The following is a 20,040-nucleotide window of genomic DNA, read 5'->3' as shown; positions in this document are numbered from 1 at the left end:
TGCGCTCCCGGTCTGCCGCTGGCTAGGCTTGTTGCAAATGGCTCGCAACAACAAGCGAGCCGCTTCGGCAGGCGAGGAGGTGTCCGGGTGGTCGCGCTCGACCCGACGGCATCGCACGAGCACACCGGCAGCGACGCCGCCGATTCCCCGGACCACGCCCGCCGGCGGGCGCGCCGGTGGACGCTCGGCCTGCTGGTCGGCCTCGGGCTCTCCATGATCGCCGGGACCGCCCTCGGTGCGGTCTACGTGCCGTTCAGCAGCGTCCTGGAGGTGATCGGCCACCACCTCTTCCTGGTCCCGGCCGAACAGACGTGGAGCGGCCCCCGCGACTCGATCATCTGGGACGTGCGGCTGCCGCGGGTGCTGCTGGCGACGCTGGTCGGCGCGGGCCTGGCGGTGACCGGCACGGCACTGCAGGCGATGGTCCGCAACCTGCTCGCCGACCCCTACCTGCTCGGCGTCAACTCCGGCGCCTCGACGGGCGCCGCCGCCGCGATCCTGTTCGGCGTCACCCTCGGCCTCGGCGAGCACGCGCTCTCGGCCAGCGCGTTCGTCGGGGCCCTGGCCGCGTCGGTGCTGGTCTACGCGGTCGCCCGATCGGCGGGCCGGGTCACCTCCACGCGGCTGCTGCTGGCCGGCGTCGCGGTCGGCTACGCGCTGCAGGCGGTGACCAGCTTCCTGATCTTCGCCTCCGACTCGGCCGAGGGCGCACGCTCGGTGATGTTCTGGCTGCTCGGGTCGCTCGCGCTGGCCGCGTGGGGTCAGCCGCTCACCCTCGCCGCCGTCGTGGTGCTGGTCACCGTCGCCGTGCTCACCGTGCTCGGGCGGCGATTGGACGCCCTGGCGGTCGGGGACGAGACGGCGCTGGCCCTCGGCGTCTCCCCGGAGCGGCTGCGCACCGCCCTGCTGGTGCTGGTCGCGCTCTGCGTCGCCGTGGTGGTCTCCGCTGCGGGCAGCATCGGGTTCGTCGGCCTGGTGGTGCCCCACCTGGCCCGCCGCGCGGTCGGAGCAGCCCACGTGCGGGCCGTCCCGGTGGCGGCCCTGATGGGCGCCATCCTGCTGATCTGGGCCGACATCGGCGCCCGGGTGCTGCTCGCGCCCCAGGAGATCCCGATCGGCATCATCACCGCCGTCGTCGGCGCCCCGTTCCTGCTCATCCTGGTCCGCCGCCTGCAGGCGACGGCCGCCTGATCGCCCACCGACCTCCGAGGAGAGTCCATGCTTCGTCGTACCACCGCCCTGCTGCCGGTCGCCGCGGCCGCCGTCGCCCTCTCCTCGTGCGGACTGGTCGCCGAGGAGGACGACGCCCCCGGCGCGAGCACCTCGGGCGGGGCCTACCCGGTCACGGTGCAGAACTGCGGCGCGGAGGTCACCTTCGAGGAGTCCCCGGACGACCTGGTGCTGCTGAAGAGCTCCTCGGTGCCGTTCCTGGCCGCGCTCGACGTGCTCGACCGGGTCGGGGCGCGCGCTGGCGAGTACCCGCGCGACTACTACGACGACCGGACCTGGGCGCAGCTGGAGCAGATCCCGGCGCTGACCGGGAAGACCGACGCCTCCGGCCACCTCCTGATCTCCAAGGAGGTGGTGATCGACCAGGAGCCCGACCTGGTCCTCGGCGAGGTGGAGAACCTCAGCCGCGACACCCTCACCGCGGTGCAGATCCCGCTGCTCGAGGAGCCCGCGCTGTGCGCCGAGGGCGTCGACGACCCCGGCTTCGACGACGTCTACGCCCAGCTGGAGATGTACGGCGAGGTGTTCGACCGCGCCGACGCCGCCGACGCCGCGGTGGCCGGTCTCGAGCAGCGGGTCGCGGAGCTGACCAGCGGCAACGACGACGAGCGGCGCACCGCCGCCGTCCTCTATCCCACCGTCGGCGGCGGCGTGACCTATGCCTACGGCACCCGGTCGATGGCCCACCCGATCCTCGAGGCGGCCGGCTTCGAGAACGTCTTCGCCGACACCGACGAGCGCGTCTTCGAGGTGACCGCCGAGGAGCTGCTCGGGCGCGACCCCGACGTGCTGATCCTGCTCCACAGCACCGGTGACCCGGCCGAGATCACCGACGCGGTGACCTCGCTGCCCGGCGCCGACCAGATCACCGCCGTGGCCGAGGGCGACGTGATGCCGCTGCTCTTCAACTACGTGGAGCCGCCGACGCCGCTGGCGGTGGACGGCCTCGCCCGGATCGAGGAGCGGTTCGGGGACGACCGATGATCGTCGCCGAGGGCATCCGCTTCGCCTACGACCGCCGGCCGGTGCTGGACGGCATCTCCTTCGAGGCCCGCGAGGGCCGGGTGCTGGGGCTGCTCGGGCCCAACGGCAGCGGCAAGACCACCGCGCTGCGCACCCTCTACGGCTCGCTGCGGCCGCAGGGCGGGCGGGTCACCCTGGGCGGCCGCCCGATCGCCGCGCTCGGACCGCGGGCGATCTCCCAGCGCCTCGCCGTGGTGGTGCAGGAGAACGACGCGGACTCGATGCTGACCGTCCGGGAGATGGTCACCCTCGGGCGGTTGCCGCGACTGTCCACCTTCCAGCGCACCGGCGCCGAGGACCACGCCGCGGTCGACGCCGCACTCGAGCGGGTGGGTGCCCGGCACCTCGCCCGGCGCCGCTTCGCCGAGCTCTCCGGCGGTGAGCGGCAACGGGTGCTGGTCGCCCGGGCGCTCGCCCAGCAGGCGGAGTTCCTGCTGCTCGACGAGCCGACCAACCACCTCGACATCCGCTACCAGCACGAGGTGCTCGGCCTGGTCCGCCACGTGGCGACCAGCGCCGTGGTGGTGCTCCACGACCTCAACCTCGCCGCCCGCTACTGCGACGACCTGGTGCTGCTCGAGGCCGGCCGGGTCGCCGCCAGCGGCACGCCCGCGGAGGTGCTCGACCCGGCGCTGCTCGAACGCGTCTACGGCATCGGCGTCACCCGGACCGACGCCGGCGACCACCCCCAGCTGCTCTTCCACCCGCTCGACCAGCTCGAAAGGCTCCGCTCATGACCGCCCGACCCGTCACCGACGTCCAGGACAACATCAACGAGTACTGGACCGGTCGTGCCCCCGCCTACGACGACTTCCAGCAGGCCGACGAGCGGCTGCTCGCCGACCAGCGTGCCTGGTCCGCGGTGTTCGCCGAGGCCCTGCCGCCGGCGCCGGCGAGGGTGCTCGACGTCGGCACCGGCAGCGGCTACGTCGCGTTCCTGCTGGCCGCGCTCGGCCACGACGTGCTGGCCACCGACCTGTCCGAGGGCATGCTGCGCCGCGCGGAGGAGCGGGCGGCGTCGTACCGTGCCGCCGGGCGGGGGTGCCGGAGTTCCGCCACGGCGACGCCGTCGCCCCGGAGCTGCCCGCGGAGTCGCTCGACGCGCTGACCAACCGGTACCTGATGTGGACCCTGCGCGACCCCGGGGCCGCGCTGGAGAACTGGCGGCGCCTGCTCCGCCCTGGGGGAGTGCTGGCGCTGGTCGACTCCACCTGGTTCCCCGACGGGCTGGAGGCGGCGAGCGCGACGGACGTGGCCGACGACTTCCTCCGCCTCTACGACGACGAGGTGCGCGAGGCGCTGCCGCTCGCGGCGGCACGCACCATCGAGGACACCCGGGTGCTGGTGGAGCGGGCCGGCTTCGTCGACGTCGAGGTGCGCCCGCTGACCACCATCCTCGACCTCGACCGCCGGTACGGCGTCGCGCCGGGCCACCACGTGCAGACGAAGTACCTGGTGCGGGCCCGCCGTGGCTGAGGTCGCCGGTTGATTCGGGCGCAGGCCCGGCACTCCGTAGACTCACCAGCGCCATGAACGATGCTGCTGCACGTCCCGCCGAGACCTTCGCCGAGGCCGAGGACGCGTTGCTGTCCCGCTGGCCCGAGACCCGCCTCGAGCCGTCGCTGGACAGGATCGAGGCGTTCGTCGAGCTGCTCGGCGACCCGCACCGCGCGTTCGGCTCGATCCACCTGACCGGCACCAACGGCAAGACCTCCACGTCCCGGATGATCGACGGCCTGCTGCGCTCGCTGGACCTGCGCACGGGGCGGTTCACCAGCCCGCACGTGCAGCGGATGAGCGAGCGGATCAGCATCGACGGCGAGCAACTGAGCGACGAGGCGTTCGTGCAGGCGTTCAACGACGTGGCGCCGTACACGCACCTGGTCGACGCTGACCAGCCGCACCCGCTCTCCTTCTTCGAGACCGTGGTCGGGATGGCCTACGCGGCGTTCGCCGACGCACCGGTCGAGGTGGCGGTGGTCGAGGTCGGGATGGGCGGCTCCTGGGACGCCACGAACGTGATCGACGCCGGCGTCGCGGTGATCACCCCGATCGCCGTCGACCACGTGCAGTACCTGGGGCCGACGCCCGAGGCGATCGCCCGGGAGAAGGCAGGGATCATCAAGGCCGGCGCCACCGCGGTGATCGCCCAGCAGAGCCCCGAGGTCACCGCCGTGCTCCTGGAGCGCGCCGCGGAGGTGGGGGCGACGGTGGCGCGGGAGGGCCTGGAGTTCGGCGTCGTCGACCGCGTCCCCGCGGTCGGTGGCCAGGCGGTCACCCTGCAGGGCCTGCGCGGTCGCTACGACGAGCTGTTCCTGCCGCTCTACGGCGCCCACCAGGCCCAGAACGCCGTCCTCGCCCTCGCCGCCGTCGAGGCGTTCGTCGGTGGCACCGAGCCGCTCGGCGACGACGTGGTCCGCGGCGCCTTCGCCGAGTTCACCTCGCCCGGGCGGCTGGAGGTGGTGCGCCGGAGCCCGACGATCGTGCTGGACGCCGCGCACAACCCGGCCGGCGCCGAGGCGACGGCCGCGGCGCTGGAGGACTCCTTCCGGTTCGACCCGCTGGTGGGGGTGATCGGCGTGATGGGCGACAAGGACGCCGACGGTCTGCTGGCCGTCTTCGAGCCGCACCTGAGCCACGTCGTGGTCACCCAGAACTCCACCGCCCGGGCGATGCCGGTGGACCGGCTCGCCGCCGCGGCGGAGGAGATCTTCGGCGAGGACCGGGTGACCGTGGTGCCGCGCCTGGCCGACGCGATCGACGTCGCCGCCGGACTGGCCGAGGAGCCGGGCAACGACTCGTTGAGCTCCGGCGCGGTGCTGGTGACCGGCTCGGTGGTCACCGTCGGCGAGGCGCGGGTGCTGCTGGGAGGCGTGAAGTGAGCGAGCGCGACAAGTCGCCGCGACGCGGCATGTGTGCCGCCGTGCTCACCCTGGAGGCGATCGCCCTGGGGCTGACCACACCGGTCCTGATCACGCTCGGCGGCCTGGCCACCGGCGCGGCGCTGGCCATCGGTCTCGGGTTGGCCGTCGCCTGCATCCTGGTGGCCGGCCTGCTCCGCGCCCCCTGGGCCTACCACGCCGGGTGGGCGATCCAGGTCGCGGCGATCGGGCTCGGCTTCTTCACCCCGGTGATGTGGGTGCTCGGCCCGGTCTTCGCGCTGCTCTGGGGCTGCGCCGACCTGCTCGGGCGCAAGATCGAGCGGGAGCGCGCCGCCGCCTTCGCCGCCTACGACCGCCGTGAGGGTGGCCAAGCGCCGGACCCGTCACAACCGGCTGGGTAGAGTGGCTGCGCGCGCTCTGCGCGCCGGCAAGCCCACCGGACGCATCTCCACGTCCCGCAAACCTCCAAGGCCAGGAGTTCCACCCCGTGCCCGTGTTCATCGACAAGCTGCTCCGCATCGGCGAGGGCAAGATCCTTCGCCAGCTCGAGACCCTCGCCAAGGCGATCAACGCCATCGAGGACGAATTCGTCGCGATGAGCGACGACGAGCTGCGGGGGATGACCGACGAGTTCCGCAGTCGGATCGAGGGTGGTGAGAGCCTGGACGACCTGCTGCCGGAGGCGTACGCCACGGTGCGCGAGGCGGCCAAGCGGGTCATCGGCCAACGTCACTTCGACGTCCAGCTGATGGGCGGCGCCGCCCTGCACATGGGCAACATCGCCGAGATGAAGACCGGTGAGGGCAAGACCCTGGTCTCCACGCTGCCGGCCTACCTCAACGCCCTGGAGGGCAAGGGCGTCCACATCGTCACGGTCAACGACTACCTGGCCAAGTACCAGTCGGAGATGATGGGCCGGATCCACCACTTCCTGGGGCTGAGCGTCGGGGTGATCCTGCCGAGCATGCGCCCGGCCGAGCGTCGCCAGGCCTACGCCTGCGACATCACCTACGGCACCAACAACGAGCTCGGCTTCGACTACCTGCGCGACAACATGGCCTCCTCGCTGGAGGAGTGCGTGCAGCGCGGCCACAACTACGCGATCGTGGACGAGGTCGACTCGATCCTGATCGACGAGGCGCGCACGCCGCTGATCATCTCCGGCCCCACCCAGGACGAGGTGAAGTGGTACGGCGAGTTCGCGAAGATCGCAGCCAAGCTCACCAAGGACACCGACTACGAGGTCGACGAGAAGAAGCGGACCATCTCGGTCCTCGAGGCCGGCATCACCAAGGTCGAGGACCACCTCGGCATCGAGAACCTCTACGAGTCCGCGAACACGCCGCTGATCTCCTTCCTGCACAACTCCATCAAGGCCAAGGAGCTGTTCCGCAACGACAAGGAGTACGTCGTCATGGAGGGCGAGGTGCTCATCGTCGACGAGCACACCGGCCGCATGCTGGCCGGGCGCCGCTACAACGACGGTCTGCACCAGGCGATCGAGGCCAAGGAGGGCGTGAAGGTCCGCGAGGAGTACCAGACGCTCGCGACGGTCACCCTGCAGAACTACTTCCGCCTCTACGAGAAGCTCTCCGGGATGACCGGTACGGCGATGACCGAGGCCAGCGAGTTCGACAAGATCTACAAGCTGGGCGTCGTCCCGATCCCGACGAACAAGCCGATGGCCCGCGCCGACCAGGCCGACCTGGTCTACCGGACCGAGGAGGCCAAGTACGACGCCGTCGTCGACGACATCGTCGAGCGCCACGAGAAGGGCCAGCCGGTCCTGATCGGCACCGTCTCGGTGGAGAAGTCGGAGTACCTGCACCAGCAGCTCACCAAGCGCGGCGTCGCGCACTCGGTGCTGAACGCGAAGGTGCACGCCGACGAGGCCAAGATCGTCGCCCTGGCCGGTCACAAGGGTGCCGTCACCGTCGCCACGAACATGGCCGGTCGCGGCACCGACATCATGCTCGGCGGATCGGTGGAGTTCCTCGCCGACGAGGCGCTGCGCCGCAAGGGCCTGGAGCCGGCCGGCGACACCGCCGAGGAGTACGACGCCGCCTGGCCCGCCATGGTCGAGGAGATCAAGAAGCAGGTCGCCACCGAGCACGACGAGGTCAAGGAGCTCGGCGGTCTCTACGTGATCGGCACCGAGCGGCACGAGTCGCGCCGGATCGACAACCAGTTGCGCGGTCGTTCCGGCCGTCAGGGCGACCCGGGGGAGAGCCGCTTCTACCTCTCCCTCCAGGACGAGCTGATGCGCCTGTTCAAGTCCGACTGGGTCGACCGGGTGCTGGTCATGCTGAAGATCCCCGACGACGTCCCGATCGAGAACAAGCGGGTCACCAACGCGATCGCCAACGCCCAGGGCCAGGTCGAGTCGCAGAACTTCGAGTCCCGCAAGAACGTCCTCAAGTACGACGACGTGATGGACCGGCAGCGCAAGGTCATCTACGGCGAGCGTCGCGAGGTGCTCGAGGGCGTCGACCTCGAGGAGCAGATCCGCACCTTCATCGACGACGTCGTCGCCGGAACCGTCCGCGGTGCGCTGGACGAGTTCGCCGAGGAGTGGGACCTCGAGCAGCTGTGGACCGACCTCGGTCAGTTCTGGCCGATCTCGCTGTCCTGGAAGGACCTCGTCGAGGAGGCCGGCTCCCAGGCCGCGCTGGAGAAGGACGACCTGATCGCCAAGCTCCAGGCCGACGCGCACGGCGCCTACGACCGGCGCGAGGAGGAGATCGGCGAGGAGGTCGCCCGCGAGCTCGAGCGCCGCGTGCTGCTGTCGGTCCTGGACCGCAAGTGGCGCGAGCACCTCTACGAGATGGACTACCTGCGCGAGGGCATCTACCTGCGCGCCTACTCCCAGCGCGACCCGCTGGTGGAGTACCAGCGCGAGGGCTTCGACATGTTCGCCGCGATGATGGACGGCATCAAGGAGGAGACCGTCGGCTTCCTCTTCAACCTCGAGGTCGAGGTCGAGGAGGAGGAAGAGGAGTTCCACTACCACGCCGACGGGAGCCGCCACGCCGGTCCGATGCACGCCGGCGCGTTCGCCGAGCCGCCGGTCGGTGTCGGCGAGGGTGAGGTCGACCTGGCCGGGATCTCCTCGGCGCTGAAGGCCGCGGCACCGAAGGTGAGTGCCAAGGGCCTGGACCGCCCGTCCGCCCCGCAGAACCTCTCCTACTCGGCCCCGACGAGACCGGGGAGGAGTCGGTGGTCACCGGCGCCCCGGCCGGCGGCGACGACGAGTTCGCGGGCACCAACCGCAACGCCCTGTGCCCGTGCGGCTCCGGCAAGAAGTACAAGCGCTGCCACGGCGCGCCGGGTGGTCCGACCGGGATGACCACGCGCGTCAGCGGCTGAGCGACAGACCGACGCAACGGCGCCCGGACGGGAGTTCCCGTCCGGGCGCCGTCGTCGGTGCGGACGGGCGCCCTCGGTGTCAGGCGAAGTCGAGCGCGGTGCAGATCCAGCGCTCACCGAGCCGTTCGAAGCGCGCGGCGACGGCACGGCCGCGGTCGCCGTACCGGAGGTGGACGCTGCACTCGGCGATCACGGGGGTGACGAAGCAGGTGTGCACGCTGCGGATCCGCGGCCGGACCTGCTGGACCCGCCGCACCCCGGGCTGGTGGCCGCCGGCGCGGGCCACCAGGTGGGCCCGGCGCTGGAGGTCGGCGTAGACCTCCGGCTCGGTCCAGCGGACCAGCTGGGTCGCCGGTCGGTCGCCGGCGACGATCTCGACCGCGGCCTGCACGTAGCGGCGGGTCCAGTCCTCGATGGTGCGGCGCAGCCGCACGTCGATCGGGACCACGGTGGCGCCGGGGCGGGCGCGGTCGGCGTCGCGGTCGACGGTGGGTGGCGCCTGCCGGGGGAGCAGGGAGAGCGCCAGGGCGCCCTGGGTCTCGGTCACCGGCACCTCGGCCCGCAGGCCGGTGGTGCTCGCTGCGCCACGCCGGATCGGTGTCGGCGGGGTGGGGTGGTGGTCTGACATCTGGGCCTCCCGAGGGTCCGTCGTGTCGGTGCTGGGTCGGTGCTGGGTCGGTGCTGGTCGTCTGGGTCGGTGGATCAGGGCCGGTGGGGCAGGTCGAGCACCTGGCCGGGGCGGATCAGATCGGGGTCGGACCCGATCACGTCGTGGTTGGCGGCATGGAGCTCGACGACGTACGACGCCACCTCGGTGTCGTCGGCGGACGCTCCGAGCAGCGCCCGAGCCAGCGCCCACAGCGAGTCCCCGGGGCGCACGGTGACCCGGTCCGGTGCGTCGGGTCGGTGGTCCTCGCGCCCGTCCCTGGCAGCGGGGTCGGTGCTGGTGCCGGCGCCGGGGGCGGCGACGCCGGAGGAGGTGCTGCGGTCCGGCAGTGGGAGACCGTCGAGGTCCGGGGCGGCGTGGGCGGTGGCGGTCCCGGAGAGGACCGCCACCCCGCACACGGTGAGCAGCGTGCGTCGCAGCCACCCGTCCGGCCGGGGAGCACGGCCGCGGAGCAGACCGGCTACCACGCCGGTCGTCACCCACCACAGGCGCAGCGCTGCGCCGATCGCGCCGAGTGTGCAGGCCAGGACGATCAGGTCCGCCGTGGCATCGGCGCCGTCGACCGCCGGCGCCTCGAGGGCGTCGACCGCGAGCGTCAGCGTTCCGCAGGTGGCGATGCTCACCACCACCCAGACGATGGCCGCTCGGCCACGGGAGGTGATGTCCATCGCTCAATACCTTCGTTTGCGTGTGTTTGCGTCAGCCTGCTTCCGTTAAAAGAAGTTGTCAATCGTTTCTCCACAGTTCGGGTCGGTGGAGAGGTGGGCTGGCGCGACGGCCGCCGGCCGTGACGCACCGCGGGTGACGACGACCAGGCCGGCGGCGACGGCGGCGCCGATCGCCAGGACGAGGAACGCGCTGCGGTAGCCCCCGCTGGCATCGGCGAGCACCGCCCCTGCCCACGGGGCGAGGGCCGAGGCGGTCATCACGCCGCCGGAGAGCAACGAGTTGCGGGCCCCGTAGGCGACCGTCCCCAGCGGTCGGTGACGGCGGTGGCCTGGATCAGGGTGAAGATGCCACGTGCGATGCCGGCGGCGAACGAGGCGACGCCGACCACGACGAGCCAGTCGGCGCTGAGGGCGATCGCCGCCGTGGTCGCGCCCGCGGCCAGGAGGACCACGACGGTGCGGGGCTCGACGGGCATCTTGGCGATGACGGGTGCATACAGCAGTCGCCCGCCGACCTGCCCGACTCCTCCGATGCCGAGGGCGACAGCGGCCTCGGTCGTTGTGAGCCCGTGCTCGGTCAGCAGCGGGACGAGGTTGATGACGACCGCGTAGACGCAGAACCCGCCGAGCGTGAACGCCGCGACGAGTCCGACGTACCGCGGCTGTCGTACCACCTCCCAGGTGCCGCCGGCGCGGGCCGGTGCGCGACCGGCCGGGGAGGTGGCGGCCCGAGGGTCGTCGCGGCGGGTGCGCCACGGAGCGTCGAGGGCGCGCCAGTGCAGCGGGACGGTGCCGGCGAGCACACCGGCGAGGACCAGGTACGTCGTACGCCAGTCGGTGTGGCCGTCGAGGACGGCGGCGAGCGGGGCGAAGACGGTGGAGGCGAATCCGGCGACGAGGGTGAGCGCGGTGAGGGCGCGGACCCGGTGCTCGGCGGGTGCCCAGTGGGTGATCGTGGCGAACGCGGGTGGGTAGAGGGTCGCGGACATGGCGACCCCGGCGCACACCCAGCCGAGCAGGAAGATCGGCAGCGAGGGAGCGGTCGCGATGACCACGAGGGCGACGACGGCGACGGCGGAGCCGACGGTCATCAGCCGCCGGGGCCCGTTCCGGTCGAGGAGGTGGCCGACGGCGATCCCGGCCACAGCGGCGACGAGCTGGGACACGGTGAAGACGGCGACCACGGTGGTCAGCGGCCAGTCCTGGCTTTCGCTGATGGACGTCGCCATCACCGGGAACGCGTAGAACAGCACGCCCCAGGAGACGATCTGGGTGACGCAGAGCGCCGCCACCACGCGGCGCAGCGGCCGTGCGCCGAGCGGCTCGACGCTCAGCGAGGGCATCCGCGCGGCAGCGTGGTGGCGGCGCGGGCGCTCATCCGCAGGAGGTGCCGCGGCCGCCGGCGTCGCGTGCGGTGGGGGCCGCGGCGAGGGTGATCAGCTCCGGGGCGGGCGCGCAGCAGGCGCCACCGCTCTCCTCGGTGGGCTCGCCGTCGAACACCCCGGAGCCGCCGCAGACGCCGGACTCGGGGAGCACCAGGTCGACACGGGCCGCCGCCTCGTGGTCGCCGGCGATGGCGGCCACGACGCTGCGGGTCTGCTCGTAGCCGGTGAGCGCCAGGAACGAGGGCGCCCGGCCGTAGGACTTCATGCCGGCCAGGTACAGGCCGGTCTCGGGCTGGGCGAGCTCGGCGGCGCCGTGCGGGTAGACGGTGCCGCAGGAGTGGACGTTGGGGTCGATCAGGGGAGCCAGCCGGCTCGGGGCGGAGAGCACCGGGTCGAGGTCGAGACGGACCTCGGCGAGCCAGCTCAGGTCGGGACGGAACCCGGTCACCACGATGATCTCGTCGACGTCGCCGAGCGTGGCGCCGTCGAGGCTGGTGAGGGTCAGCGTGCCGGCCCCGCCGGCGGCGACCTCGCCGGTGCGGAACGCGGTCACCACGGAGACCGCGTCGGACTCGACGGCTGCCTGCGCACGCCGACCCAGGGCGCCACGGGCCTCGAGCTGGTCGTTGTCGCCGCCCCGAACGCGTCGTCGGTGGCGGTGCGGCGGACCAGCCAGGAGACCCGGGTGCCGGCGTGCTCGCGCGCCAGCGCGGTGAGACCGACCAGGGTGTTCTGTGCCGAGGCGCCGGTGCCGGCGACGGCGACGTGCTTCCCGGCGTAGCGGGCCGCGGTCTCCGGGTCGGCCAGGTCGGGGATGCCGTAGCGGATCCGGTCGGCGTGAGCATCCTCGCCGATGGCGGGCAGGCCGTCGCCGCCCAGGGGGCTGGGGACGCCCCAGGTGCCGGAGGCGTCGATGACGGCGGCGGCCTCGAGTCGCGTCCGTCCGTCCGGACCCTGGAGGTGGACGGTGAACGGCGCCTCGTCCCGGCCGGAGTCGACCATCCGGTCGCGGCCGTGCTTGGCGAGGCCGACGACGCGCTGCCCGAGCCGGACGTCGACCTCCGCCGTCGCGTCCAGCGCCGCGGCGAGCGGTGCGAGGTACAGCTCGGCCCACTGTGCGCCGGTCGGGTAGGTCTGCGGGTCCGGCGCTGTCCAGCCGGTTCCAGCGAGCAGATCCTCGGCCGCGGGGTCGACGAGCTCGCCCCAGGACGAGAACAGCCGCACGTGGCCCCACGCCTGCACGGCCGCCCCGGCCCTCTCGCCGGCCTCGAGGACGACGGTGGGCAGCCCGCGGGACCAGGCGTGGGCGGCGGCAGCGAGACCGATCGGTCCGGCGCCGACGATCACCAGTGGGCGGGTCGGGCCGGGGCTCAGGGGCGACGCGGTGGCGGTCGGTGCCGGCGTGGTGGTCATCTTCTGCTCCTGGGGTGTCGACGGCCTATATCGACGAGAGTCGATGAATGCGACTGTATCGATCCGCTTCGATTATTGCAACCATCGATCAGCGTCGATATTGTCAGCGGCATGCATCCGCACCCGACGCTGACGCAGGACGCAGCGGCGACGTACGCCGAGTGGTTCGCCAGCCTCTCCGACCCGACCCGGGTGCGGTTGCTGCACGCGGTCTCGACCGCGTCCGGCGGGCGGATCCGGGTCGGCGACCTGGCCGCGGCGCTGGGGATCAGCCAGTCCACCTGTTCCCACCACGTCCGCAAGCTGGCCGAGGTCGGTTTCGTCAGGATCGACAAGGTCGGCACCTCGTCGGTGGTCACCGTGAATCCGGCGTGCTGCACCGGTCTGCCGCACGCCGCGGATGTCGTGATGGGCACGCTCGCCTCGGTTCCCTGCTGCCCCGAGGACCTGCCGGCGGACGTGGCCACCCGCGCCCTGACCGAGGACGACCTGCCGGTGGTGCGCGACATCTACGCCGAGGGCATCGCGACCCGCAACGCGACCTTCGAGACCCGGGTGCCGCCGATCGCCGACCTGGCGAGGAAGTGGCTGCCCGGGCACGCCTGGGTCGCCGAGCTCGACGTCGACGGCCGGTGTCAGGTGGTCGGCTGGACCGGCACATCGCCGGTCTCCACCCGTGACTGCTACGCAGGGGTGGGGGAGACCAGCGTCTACGTCACCGAGGGTGCCCGCGGCCGCGGTGTCGGGAAGGCGCTGCTCCACCGCCAGGTCACCGAAGCCGACGCGGGTGGCCTGTGGACGCTGCAGACCTCGATCTTCCCCGAGAACCGCGCCTCCCTGGCGCTGCACCACGCGGCCGGCTACCGGACCTTGGCGGTCCGGTCCCGGATCGCCCGGCTCGACGGGGTCTGGCGCGACACCGTGCTGCTCGAGCGTCGGCGCGACGCCGACTGAGCGACGTCCGGAGTCGCGGTGGAACTGTTCACCGCGTGTTCGCCTCGCGGGCTGGACCCAACGCATAGATGTGCGTGAGTATTGACGCATGTCGATGTCTGGAGCCCGTGAGGCTGCCCCCGAGGACGCACTGGCGTGCTGTACGCCGCTGGCGCGTGAGCCGATGACGGCCGACCAGGCGGCCCACGTGGCGCCGTTGCTGAAGGCGCTCGCCGACCCGGTGCGTCTGCGGCTGATGTCCATGGTGCTCTCGCGCGAGAACGGCGAGGCCTGCGCGTGCGATCTGCTGCCGGCCTTCGACCTGTCCCAACCCACGATCAGCCATCACCTCAAGGTGCTGCACGAGTCGGGCCTGCTGAACCGCGAGAAGCGAGGCGTCTGGGTCTACTACCAGGTCCGGCCCGCTGCGATGGAGGCGATGGTCACCCTCTTCACCACCGCCGGGCTGGCGCCGGCCGAGGTCGCGGTGGGGATCGGAGCGCCGGCATGAGCGACGTTTCGCAGGACGCGGGCAGCACCCCGCGCGGCGGTGCCGCGCCGGAGGACGCCGCGGTCATCCAGCGCCTCTCGCTGCTCGACCGGTATCTACCGGTCTGGATCATCGCGGCGATGATCGTCGGCCTCGTCCTCGGCCGGTCCTTCGACGGCCTGGACGACGCTCTCGCGCAGGTCGAGGTCGGCTCGGTGTCGCTGCCGATCGCGATCGGCCTGCTGGTGATGATGTATCCGGTCCTGGCCAAGGTCCGGTACGACGAGCTCGGCCACGTCACCGGCGATCGCAGGCTGCTGGTCTCCTCGATCTTCCTGAACTGGGTCGTCGGCCCCGCGCTGATGTTCACCCTCGCGTGGCTGCTGCTGCCCGATCTCCCCGAGTACCGCACCGGGTTGATCATCGTCGGGCTCGCCCGCTGCATCGCGATGGTGCTGATCTGGAACGACCTCGCCTGCGGAGACGGCGAGGCCGCGGCGATCCTCGTCGCCCTCAACGCGGTCTTCCAGATCGTCGCGTTCGCCGGCCTGGGCTACTTCTACCTCGAGCTGCTGCCGGGCTGGCTCGGTCTCGACCAGACAGGACTCGACGTCTCGGTCTGGGACATCGCGAAGTCCGTGCTGATCTTCCTCGGCATCCCCCTCCTCGCCGGGTTCCTGACCCGCACGCTGGGGGAGCGGGCCAAGGGCCGGGTGTGGTACGAGCAGAGGTTCCTGCCGAAGATCGGCCCCACCGCCCTCTACGGCCTGCTCTTCACGATCGTCATCCTGTTCGCGCTGCAGGGCGAGACCATCACCAGCCAGCCCCTCGACGTGGCCCGGATCGCCGTGCCGCTCCTCGCCTACTTCGCGCTGATGTGGACCGGGTCGTTCTTCCTCGGCTACCGGCTGAGGATGACCTACGAGCGCACCACGGCCCTGGCGTTCACCGCGGCCGGCAACAACTTCGAGCTCGCCATCGCCGTCGCGATCGGGGTCTTCGGGGTCACCTCCGGAGAGGCCCTGGCCGGGGTCGTCGGGCCGCTGATCGAGGTCCCGGTGCTGGTCGCCCTGGTCTACGTCGCCCTCTGGGCCCGGCGACGCTACTACCCGTCCGACCAGCCGTCCGAGGGCGCCGAGAGGTCCGCGCGATGACCGCCCGGACCGACCCGCCCTCGCGCCGGTCCGTGCGGACCGACTTCACCGGCTGGCACGTCCTCGAGCCGGCCAGCGGTTGCACCGCATCGCCGACGCCTTGGAGCCCGAGTTCGCCGGCATCTTCGGCACCGAGACCATCCACGCCTACGTCGCCGACACCTACCAGCGGATCGCCCATGAGGCCCGCATCAAGACCTACCTGCCCACCCTGACCGCCCAGATCGCGCACGCCGCGCTGGTCGAACAAGCCCGCATCCAGAAGGACATCCACATGACCACCACCCCCGAGGTCCTCTTCGTCTGCGTCCACAACCAGGGCCGCTCCCAGATGGCCGCCGCGCTCCTCGACCACCACGCCGCGGGACGCGTTCACGTTCGGTCGGCGGGGTCGGCGCCGGCCGACTCGGTCAACCCCGCCGTCGTCGCGGTGATGGCCGAGGTCGGGCTCGACATCTCCCAGGAGTTCCCCAAGAAGCTGCTCACCGAGGACGTCGCGGCCTCCGACGTGGTGATCACCATGGGCTGCGGCGACGCGTGCCCGATCTTCCCGGGCAAGCGCTACGAGGACTGGGCGCTGACCGACCCCTCCGGCAAGGGGCCCGACGCGGTGCGGGCGATCCGCGACGAGATCGACCAGCGCGTCCAGAAGCTCCTGGCCGAGCTGCTGCCGGACACCCCCTGACGACTCCGGCCGACCGGGCCGCCGAGCGCTGGCCGAGGGGCGGCTGAGCGCCGGGGAGTCGTGGTGGCGGCGAGCCGTCTGGGATGGTGGCGGCATGGGTTGGGAAGACGAGCTCTTCGCGCTGTTCGACGAGCTGGAGCAGCAGGCCGGTGCGCTGTATGCGGCCGAGCGGGACGCCGAGGTCGCCGACCGTAGCCGCGCGGAGTACCAGGAGGTCTCGCTGGCCGGGCGGCTGATGGCGAGCGTGGACTCCGAGGTCACCCTCGGCATCGAGGGTGTCGGGGCGGTGACCGGCACCCTGGAGCGGGTGGCTGGTGGCTGGACGCTGCTCGCGGCGCGCGACCAGGACTGGGTCGTCCGGCTGGATGCCGTGGCCACGGTCGAGGGCGCCTCCGTCCGCGCGATCCCGGCGGTGGCCTGGTCCCCGGTCGCCCGGCTCGGCATCGGCTCGGCGCTGCGCCGGCTCTCCGAGGCCGGGGAGCGGTGCGTGGTGCACCTGCGGGACGGGAGCCGCCACGACGGCACCCTGCGCCGCGTCGGTCAGGACTTCTGCGAGCTGGTCACGGGGGAGGAGCGACGCACGCTGCTGCTCCCGTTCCACGCCGTCGCGGCGGTGCAGAGCCGCCGCTGATCAGCCGGTCAGCCGCTCAGGTGGCCTCGAGGTCGAACGGGGGGCGTTCGCCGGCCGGCAGCGCGGAGCGCTTCTCCTTGGCCTGCCGCCGCTCCTCGGCCTCCTCCTCGGCCAGCGCCTCGGTGATGTGCTTGCGCACGATCTGCCGGGGGTCGAGGTCGCGCAGCTCGAGGTCGGAGTACTCCGGGCCGAGCTCGGTGCGCAGCTCGTCGCGGGCGTTGTTGGCGAAGCGGCGGATCTGCTTGACCACCTGCGCGACCTGACGCGCGATCCCGGGGATCTTGTCCGGGCCGAAGACGACCACGGCGACGAACGCGATCACCACCAGCTCGGCGAAGCCGATCCCGAACACGCCGCTACCCCCGTCCGACCTGGATCAGTGCCCGGATCAGAACCGGTTGCTGGGGGTGAGGCCGAGCTGCATCCCGGCCAGACCGCGACCGCGTCCACCGAGCCGCTCCGCGATCTCGTTGAGCGCGACGGCGCCGGGCGCGGTCGGGTCGGCGTCGACGATCGGCTTCCCGGCGTCCCCGCCCTCGCGCAGCGACAGGTCCAGCGGGATCCGGCCGAGCAGCGGTACGTCGTACCCGAAGCGGCCCGAGAGGGTCTCCGCGACCCGGTCGCCACCGCCGCTGCCGAAGACCTCGAGCCGGTGGTCCTTGCCCTCCTCGGCGCAGTGCGGGCAGGGCAGATAGCTCATGTTCTCGACCACGCCGACCACGCGCTGGTGCATCATCGACGCCATCGTCCCGGCCCGCTCGGCGACCTCGGCGGCCGCCTCCTGCGGCGTGGTCACCACCACGACCTCGGCACCCGGCAGGTGCTGGCCCAGCGAGATGGCGATGTCGCCGGTGCCCGGCGGAAGGTCCAGCAGCAGCACGTCCAGGTCGCCCCAGTAGACGTCGGCGAGCATCTGGACCAGCGCCCGGTCGAGCATCGGTCCGCGCCACGCGACGACCTGGTCGCGGCGGGGCTTGAGCATCCCGATCGAGATCACCGAGACGCCCGAGGAGGTGGGGACCGGCATGATCAGATCGTCGACCTGGGTCGGGCGGGCGTCCGCCACGCCCAGCATCGCGGGCACGGAGTGTCCGTAGATGTCGGCGTCGACGATGCCGACCTTGCGGCCGGCCTTCGCCAGCGACAGGGCCAGGTTGACCGTCACCGAGGACTTGCCGACTCCTCCCTTGCCGGAGGCGATCGCGAAGACCTTGGTCAGGGACCCCGGCTGGGCGAACGGGATCTCCCGCTGCGCCTGACCGCCGCGGAGTTGCTCGTGCAGGCCGGAGCGCTGCTCGGCGGTCATCACGCCGAGGTCGATCCGGACGTCACTGACGCCGGCCAGGGCGCTGACGGCGGCGGTCACGTCACGGTTGATGGTGTCCTTGAGCGGACAACCGGCCACGGTCAGCAGGACCCGGACGTCGACGACGCCGTCCTCGCGGACCTCCACGGTGTCCACCATCCCCAGCTCGGTGATGGGGCGCTTGATCTCGGGGTCGTTCACCGTGGCGAGGGCCTCGGTCACCTGATCGACGGTCGGGACTGCGCTGGACGTACTCACACCGACGAGTCTAGGCACCTGCTGGCGAGCGGCCCGCGTCGCCGTCACCGTGAGACGGCGCACCCGGCTCCTCCGCGGCGTCGGCCGCCCCCGCGTCCCGCTGCTCGGCCCGGTCGTCGAGCTCGGCGAGCAGGGACCGCAGCTCCGAACGCACGTAGTCGCGGGTGGCGACCTCGCCGACCGCCATCCGCAGCGACGCCACCTCGCGAGCGAGGAACTCCATGTCGGCGTGGGCCAGGGCGTCGGCCTGCCTGTCCTGCTCGGCGATCACCCGGTCCCGGGCCTCCTGCCGGTTCTGGGCGAGCAGGATCAGCGGCGCCGCGTAGGAGGCCTGCAGGCTGAGCATCAGCGTCAGGAAGATGAACGGGTAGTCGTCCCAGCGGGCCGGTCCGGGGGCGACCAGGTTCCACCCGATCCAGATCGCCACGAAGAGCGTCATGTAGATCAGGAAGGTCGCGGTCCCCATGAACCGTGCGAACTGCTCGGCGAAGACGCCGAACGTGTCCGCGTTGTAGGTCGGCCGGCGGACCAGCTGCCGCCGGCCGGCGGTCGGTGTGTCCAGGCGGTCCGACCCGGCGCTCGGCGACCCGCCCGAGCCGGTACGACGAGGCTCAGCCACGGCGTACCCCCGTCCGTTGGCTCGCGCCGCCCCGCCGCTCCGGGCGGTCGCGCCAGCCCGCGGGCAGCATGTGGTCGAGCAGGTCGTCGACGGTCACCGTGCCGAGCAACCGGCCGTTCTCGTCGACCACCGGCGCCGCGACCAGGTTGTAGGTCGCCAGGTAGCCGGCGACCTCGTCGATGGTCGCCTCGGCGCGCAGCGGCTCCAGCGCGTCGTCCATCGCCCCCGCCACCAGGGTGGAGGGGGGCTCGCGGAGCAGCCGCTGGATGTGCGCCACGCCGAGGAACTTCCCAGTGGGCGGCTCCAGCGGCTGGCGGCACACGTAGACCATCGCCGCCAGCGACGGGGTGTGGTCGGGGTTGCGGACGTGGGCCAGCGCGTCGGCGATGGTGGCGTCGGGGCCCAGGATCACCGGCTCCGGCGTCATCATCGCACCGGCGGTGTCCTCGACATAGCTCATCAGCCGTCGGACGTCCTCGGCCTCGTCCGGCTCCATCAGCCGCAGCAGGATCTCCTGGGTCTCCGGCGGCAGGTCGGCGACCAGGTCGGCGGCGTCGTCGGCGGACATCTCCTCCAGCACGTCCGCGGCCCGCTCGGAGTCCAGGCCCTCCAGGATCTCGACCTGGTCCTCCTCGGGCAGCTCCTCGAGCACGTCGGCGAGCCGCTCGTCGTCCAGCGCGAGCGCGACCGCCGTCCGCCGCTCGGTCGGCAGGTCGTGGAGGATGTTGGCCGCGTCGGCCGGCTTCATGTCGTTGAGCGCGGCCACCAGGTGCGTCGCGCCCTGGCCGTCCTCGGGCCGGGTCAGGCCGTCCACCTCGTCCCACTCGACGACGTGGCTCTGCCCGCGCCGGCGCAGCCCCTTGCCCGGCTCGCGCACGGCGACCCGGCACAGCTCCCAGTCGCCGCGGACCCTGGCCCGCTCCATCGCGACGTCGTAGACGGTGCCGGTCACCCCGGACGGCTTGATCGTCACGGTGCGGTCGAGCATCTCCCCGATCACCAGCGTCTCGGTCGAGCGCTGCTCGAAACGACGCATGTTGAGCAGACCGGTGGTGTAGACCTGCCCGGAGTCGACGTTGGTCACCCGGGTCATCGGCACGAAGATCCGGCGTCGCCCGAAGACCTCCGCGACGATGCCGAGGACCCGCGGGCGGACCGCCTCGCTGCGCACGGTGACGACGAGGTCGCGGACCTTGCCGACCTGGTCGCCCTGGGGGTCGAAGATCGGCAGGCCCACCAGCCGGGCGGCGTAGACACGCGACGGGGTGGCACTCACACCCCGCACGCTATCGGGTCCGCCGCGCCGATCCCGACAACCGCGACGGGGGCG

The 20,040-nt window shown here is 72.3% G+C and carries 23 protein-coding genes and 1 pseudogene; 14 read left to right on the top strand and 10 right to left on the bottom strand.

Annotated elements, in window-relative coordinates; translation table 11 throughout:
• Positions 1-87 precede the first annotated feature (87 nt).
• From FIV43_RS10620 to FIV43_RS22330, 9 genes and pseudogenes are all read left to right on the top strand, one after another.
• Positions 88-1,191 carry a FecCD family ABC transporter permease gene (locus FIV43_RS10620; RefSeq protein ID WP_196780762.1) on the top strand — a complete coding sequence of 368 codons (1,104 nt, stop codon included), beginning with the start codon at positions 88-90 and terminating at the stop codon, positions 1,189-1,191.
• Between the two features lie 27 nt (positions 1,192-1,218).
• Positions 1,219-2,214 carry an ABC transporter substrate-binding protein gene (locus FIV43_RS10615; RefSeq protein ID WP_141014106.1) on the top strand — a complete coding sequence of 332 codons (996 nt, stop codon included), beginning with the start codon at positions 1,219-1,221 and terminating at the stop codon, positions 2,212-2,214.
• Positions 2,211-2,990, top strand: a complete 780-nt coding sequence (locus FIV43_RS10610; protein ID WP_141014105.1) for an ABC transporter ATP-binding protein — start codon at positions 2,211-2,213, stop codon at positions 2,988-2,990. The genes FIV43_RS10615 and FIV43_RS10610 overlap by 4 nt, the downstream gene beginning before the upstream one ends.
• The gene (locus tag FIV43_RS23150) at positions 2,987-3,361 is read left to right on the top strand and encodes a class I SAM-dependent methyltransferase (protein WP_181407444.1); all 375 of its coding nucleotides are present in this window, start codon (positions 2,987-2,989) and stop codon (positions 3,359-3,361) included. The genes FIV43_RS10610 and FIV43_RS23150 overlap by 4 nt, the downstream gene beginning before the upstream one ends.
• Positions 3,295-3,729, top strand: coding sequence for a class I SAM-dependent methyltransferase (locus FIV43_RS23145; protein ID WP_181407443.1), 435 nt, complete (start codon positions 3,295-3,297; stop codon positions 3,727-3,729). Before FIV43_RS23150 ends, FIV43_RS23145 begins: the two co-directional genes overlap by 67 nt.
• A 53-nt stretch (positions 3,730-3,782) precedes the next feature.
• Positions 3,783-5,135, top strand: a complete 1,353-nt coding sequence (gene folC / locus FIV43_RS10600) for a bifunctional tetrahydrofolate synthase/dihydrofolate synthase (protein ID WP_141014104.1) — start codon at positions 3,783-3,785, stop codon at positions 5,133-5,135.
• Positions 5,132-5,536, top strand: coding sequence for a DUF4233 domain-containing protein (locus tag FIV43_RS10595; protein ID WP_231122971.1), 405 nt, complete (start codon positions 5,132-5,134; stop codon positions 5,534-5,536). The genes folC and FIV43_RS10595 overlap by 4 nt, the downstream gene beginning before the upstream one ends.
• A gap of 86 nt (positions 5,537-5,622) precedes the next feature.
• Positions 5,623-8,124, top strand: a pseudogene (gene secA / locus FIV43_RS10590) (preprotein translocase subunit SecA); the annotation flags it as partial.
• Between the two features lie 227 nt (positions 8,125-8,351).
• Entirely contained in the window at positions 8,352-8,501 is a 150-nt protein-coding gene (locus FIV43_RS22330; RefSeq protein ID WP_231122969.1) for an SEC-C metal-binding domain-containing protein, read from the top strand.
• A 79-nt stretch (positions 8,502-8,580) separates the two neighbouring features.
• On the opposite strand, the gene FIV43_RS21440 is transcribed toward FIV43_RS22330, so the two are convergent.
• The 6 genes from FIV43_RS21440 to FIV43_RS22320 form a co-directional block, all read right to left on the bottom strand.
• The gene (locus tag FIV43_RS21440) at positions 8,581-9,129 is read right to left on the bottom strand and encodes an Rv3235 family protein (protein ID WP_196780761.1); all 549 of its coding nucleotides are present in this window, start codon (positions 9,127-9,129) and stop codon (positions 8,581-8,583) included.
• Positions 9,130-9,203: 74 nt separating this feature from the next.
• On the bottom strand, positions 9,204-9,836 hold the full coding sequence (locus FIV43_RS10580) for a LysM peptidoglycan-binding domain-containing protein (protein ID WP_141014103.1): 633 nt from the start codon (positions 9,834-9,836) through the stop codon (positions 9,204-9,206).
• 45 nt (positions 9,837-9,881) lie between these two features.
• Entirely contained in the window at positions 9,882-10,094 is a 213-nt protein-coding gene (locus FIV43_RS21435) for a hypothetical protein (protein ID WP_196780760.1), read from the bottom strand.
• Positions 10,094-11,179 (bottom strand): MFS transporter, encoded by a 1,086-nt coding sequence (locus FIV43_RS10575; protein WP_196780759.1) that lies wholly within the window; start codon positions 11,177-11,179, stop codon positions 10,094-10,096. The genes FIV43_RS21435 and FIV43_RS10575 overlap by 1 nt, the downstream gene beginning before the upstream one ends.
• A gap of 31 nt (positions 11,180-11,210) precedes the next feature.
• Positions 11,211-11,777, bottom strand: coding sequence for a hypothetical protein (locus FIV43_RS22325; protein ID WP_231122967.1), 567 nt, complete (start codon positions 11,775-11,777; stop codon positions 11,211-11,213).
• Positions 11,771-12,634: an NAD(P)-binding domain-containing protein gene (locus FIV43_RS22320; protein ID WP_231122960.1), complete on the bottom strand. Its 864-nt coding sequence runs from the start codon at positions 12,632-12,634 to the stop codon at positions 11,771-11,773. The genes FIV43_RS22325 and FIV43_RS22320 overlap by 7 nt, the downstream gene beginning before the upstream one ends.
• 111 nt (positions 12,635-12,745) lie before the next feature.
• Between FIV43_RS22320 and FIV43_RS10565 the strand changes: the two genes are divergently transcribed.
• The 5 genes from FIV43_RS10565 (at position 12,746) to FIV43_RS10545 (ending at position 16,527) form a co-directional block, all read left to right on the top strand.
• On the top strand, positions 12,746-13,588 hold the full coding sequence (locus FIV43_RS10565; protein ID WP_141014102.1) for a helix-turn-helix domain-containing GNAT family N-acetyltransferase: 843 nt from the start codon (positions 12,746-12,748) through the stop codon (positions 13,586-13,588).
• Positions 13,589-13,676: 88 nt separating this feature from the next.
• The gene (locus FIV43_RS10560; RefSeq protein ID WP_231122958.1) at positions 13,677-14,078 is read left to right on the top strand and encodes an ArsR/SmtB family transcription factor; all 402 of its coding nucleotides are present in this window, start codon (positions 13,677-13,679) and stop codon (positions 14,076-14,078) included.
• Positions 14,075-15,211 (top strand): ACR3 family arsenite efflux transporter, encoded by a 1,137-nt coding sequence (gene arsB, locus FIV43_RS10555; RefSeq protein ID WP_141014101.1) that lies wholly within the window; start codon positions 14,075-14,077, stop codon positions 15,209-15,211. The genes FIV43_RS10560 and arsB overlap by 4 nt, the downstream gene beginning before the upstream one ends.
• Positions 15,212-15,290: 79 nt before the next feature.
• Complete coding sequence (locus tag FIV43_RS21430; RefSeq protein ID WP_331251019.1) at positions 15,291-15,896, top strand: arsenate reductase ArsC; 606 nt, start codon at positions 15,291-15,293, stop codon at positions 15,894-15,896.
• A 94-nt stretch (positions 15,897-15,990) separates the two neighbouring features.
• Positions 15,991-16,527, top strand: coding sequence for a hypothetical protein (locus FIV43_RS10545; RefSeq protein ID WP_141014099.1), 537 nt, complete (start codon positions 15,991-15,993; stop codon positions 16,525-16,527).
• A gap of 16 nt (positions 16,528-16,543) precedes the next feature.
• Here the strand turns inward: FIV43_RS10545 and FIV43_RS10540 are convergent, their stop codons facing one another.
• From FIV43_RS10540 to FIV43_RS10525, 4 genes are read right to left on the bottom strand one after another with little or no spacing between them, the layout of a single operon-like run.
• Positions 16,544-16,879 carry a sec-independent translocase gene (locus FIV43_RS10540; protein WP_141014098.1) on the bottom strand — a complete coding sequence of 112 codons (336 nt, stop codon included), beginning with the start codon at positions 16,877-16,879 and terminating at the stop codon, positions 16,544-16,546.
• Between the two features lie 36 nt (positions 16,880-16,915).
• Entirely contained in the window at positions 16,916-18,091 is a 1,176-nt protein-coding gene (locus tag FIV43_RS10535; RefSeq protein ID WP_141014097.1) for an Mrp/NBP35 family ATP-binding protein, read from the bottom strand.
• Positions 18,092-18,101: 10 nt separating this feature from the next.
• Entirely contained in the window at positions 18,102-18,710 is a 609-nt protein-coding gene (locus FIV43_RS10530; RefSeq protein WP_141014096.1) for a DUF1003 domain-containing protein, read from the bottom strand.
• Complete coding sequence (locus tag FIV43_RS10525) at positions 18,703-19,986, bottom strand: magnesium transporter MgtE N-terminal domain-containing protein (RefSeq protein ID WP_141014095.1); 1,284 nt, start codon at positions 19,984-19,986, stop codon at positions 18,703-18,705. Before FIV43_RS10525 ends, FIV43_RS10530 begins: the two co-directional genes overlap by 8 nt.
• Positions 19,987-20,040: the final 54 nt, after the last annotated feature.

The organism is Nocardioides sambongensis (assembly GCF_006494815.1).
GTDB lineage: Bacteria > Actinomycetota > Actinomycetes > Propionibacteriales > Nocardioidaceae > Nocardioides > Nocardioides sambongensis.
This window is presented reverse-complemented; position numbering and strand designations above follow the sequence as displayed.

Excerpts from the sequence above, each read along its gene's own strand:
- FIV43_RS10615 (WP_141014106.1), top strand. The coding sequence starts at position 1,219 with ATGCTTCGTCGTACCACCGCCCTGCTGCCGGTCGCCGCGGCCGCCGTC.
- FIV43_RS10610 (WP_141014105.1), top strand. The coding sequence starts at position 2,211 with ATGATCGTCGCCGAGGGCATCCGCTTCGCCTACGACCGCCGGCCGGTG.
- FIV43_RS23150 (WP_181407444.1), top strand. The coding sequence starts at position 2,987 with ATGACCGCCCGACCCGTCACCGACGTCCAGGACAACATCAACGAGTAC.
- folC (WP_141014104.1), top strand. The coding sequence starts at position 3,783 with ATGAACGATGCTGCTGCACGTCCCGCCGAGACCTTCGCCGAGGCCGAG.
- FIV43_RS21440 (WP_196780761.1), bottom strand. The coding sequence starts at position 9,129 with ATGTCAGACCACCACCCCACCCCGCCGACACCGATCCGGCGTGGCGCA.
- FIV43_RS10580 (WP_141014103.1), bottom strand. The coding sequence starts at position 9,836 with ATGGACATCACCTCCCGTGGCCGAGCGGCCATCGTCTGGGTGGTGGTG.
- FIV43_RS21435 (WP_196780760.1), bottom strand. The coding sequence starts at position 10,094 with ATGACCGCCTCGGCCCTCGCCCCGTGGGCAGGGGCGGTGCTCGCCGAT.
- FIV43_RS10575 (WP_196780759.1), bottom strand. The coding sequence starts at position 11,179 with ATGCCCTCGCTGAGCGTCGAGCCGCTCGGCGCACGGCCGCTGCGCCGC.
- FIV43_RS22320 (WP_231122960.1), bottom strand. The coding sequence starts at position 12,634 with ATGACCACCACGCCGGCACCGACCGCCACCGCGTCGCCCCTGAGCCCC.
- FIV43_RS10565 (WP_141014102.1), top strand. The coding sequence starts at position 12,746 with ATGCATCCGCACCCGACGCTGACGCAGGACGCAGCGGCGACGTACGCC.
- FIV43_RS10560 (WP_231122958.1), top strand. The coding sequence starts at position 13,677 with ATGTCGATGTCTGGAGCCCGTGAGGCTGCCCCCGAGGACGCACTGGCG.
- arsB (WP_141014101.1), top strand. The coding sequence starts at position 14,075 with ATGAGCGACGTTTCGCAGGACGCGGGCAGCACCCCGCGCGGCGGTGCC.
- FIV43_RS10545 (WP_141014099.1), top strand. The coding sequence starts at position 15,991 with ATGGGTTGGGAAGACGAGCTCTTCGCGCTGTTCGACGAGCTGGAGCAG.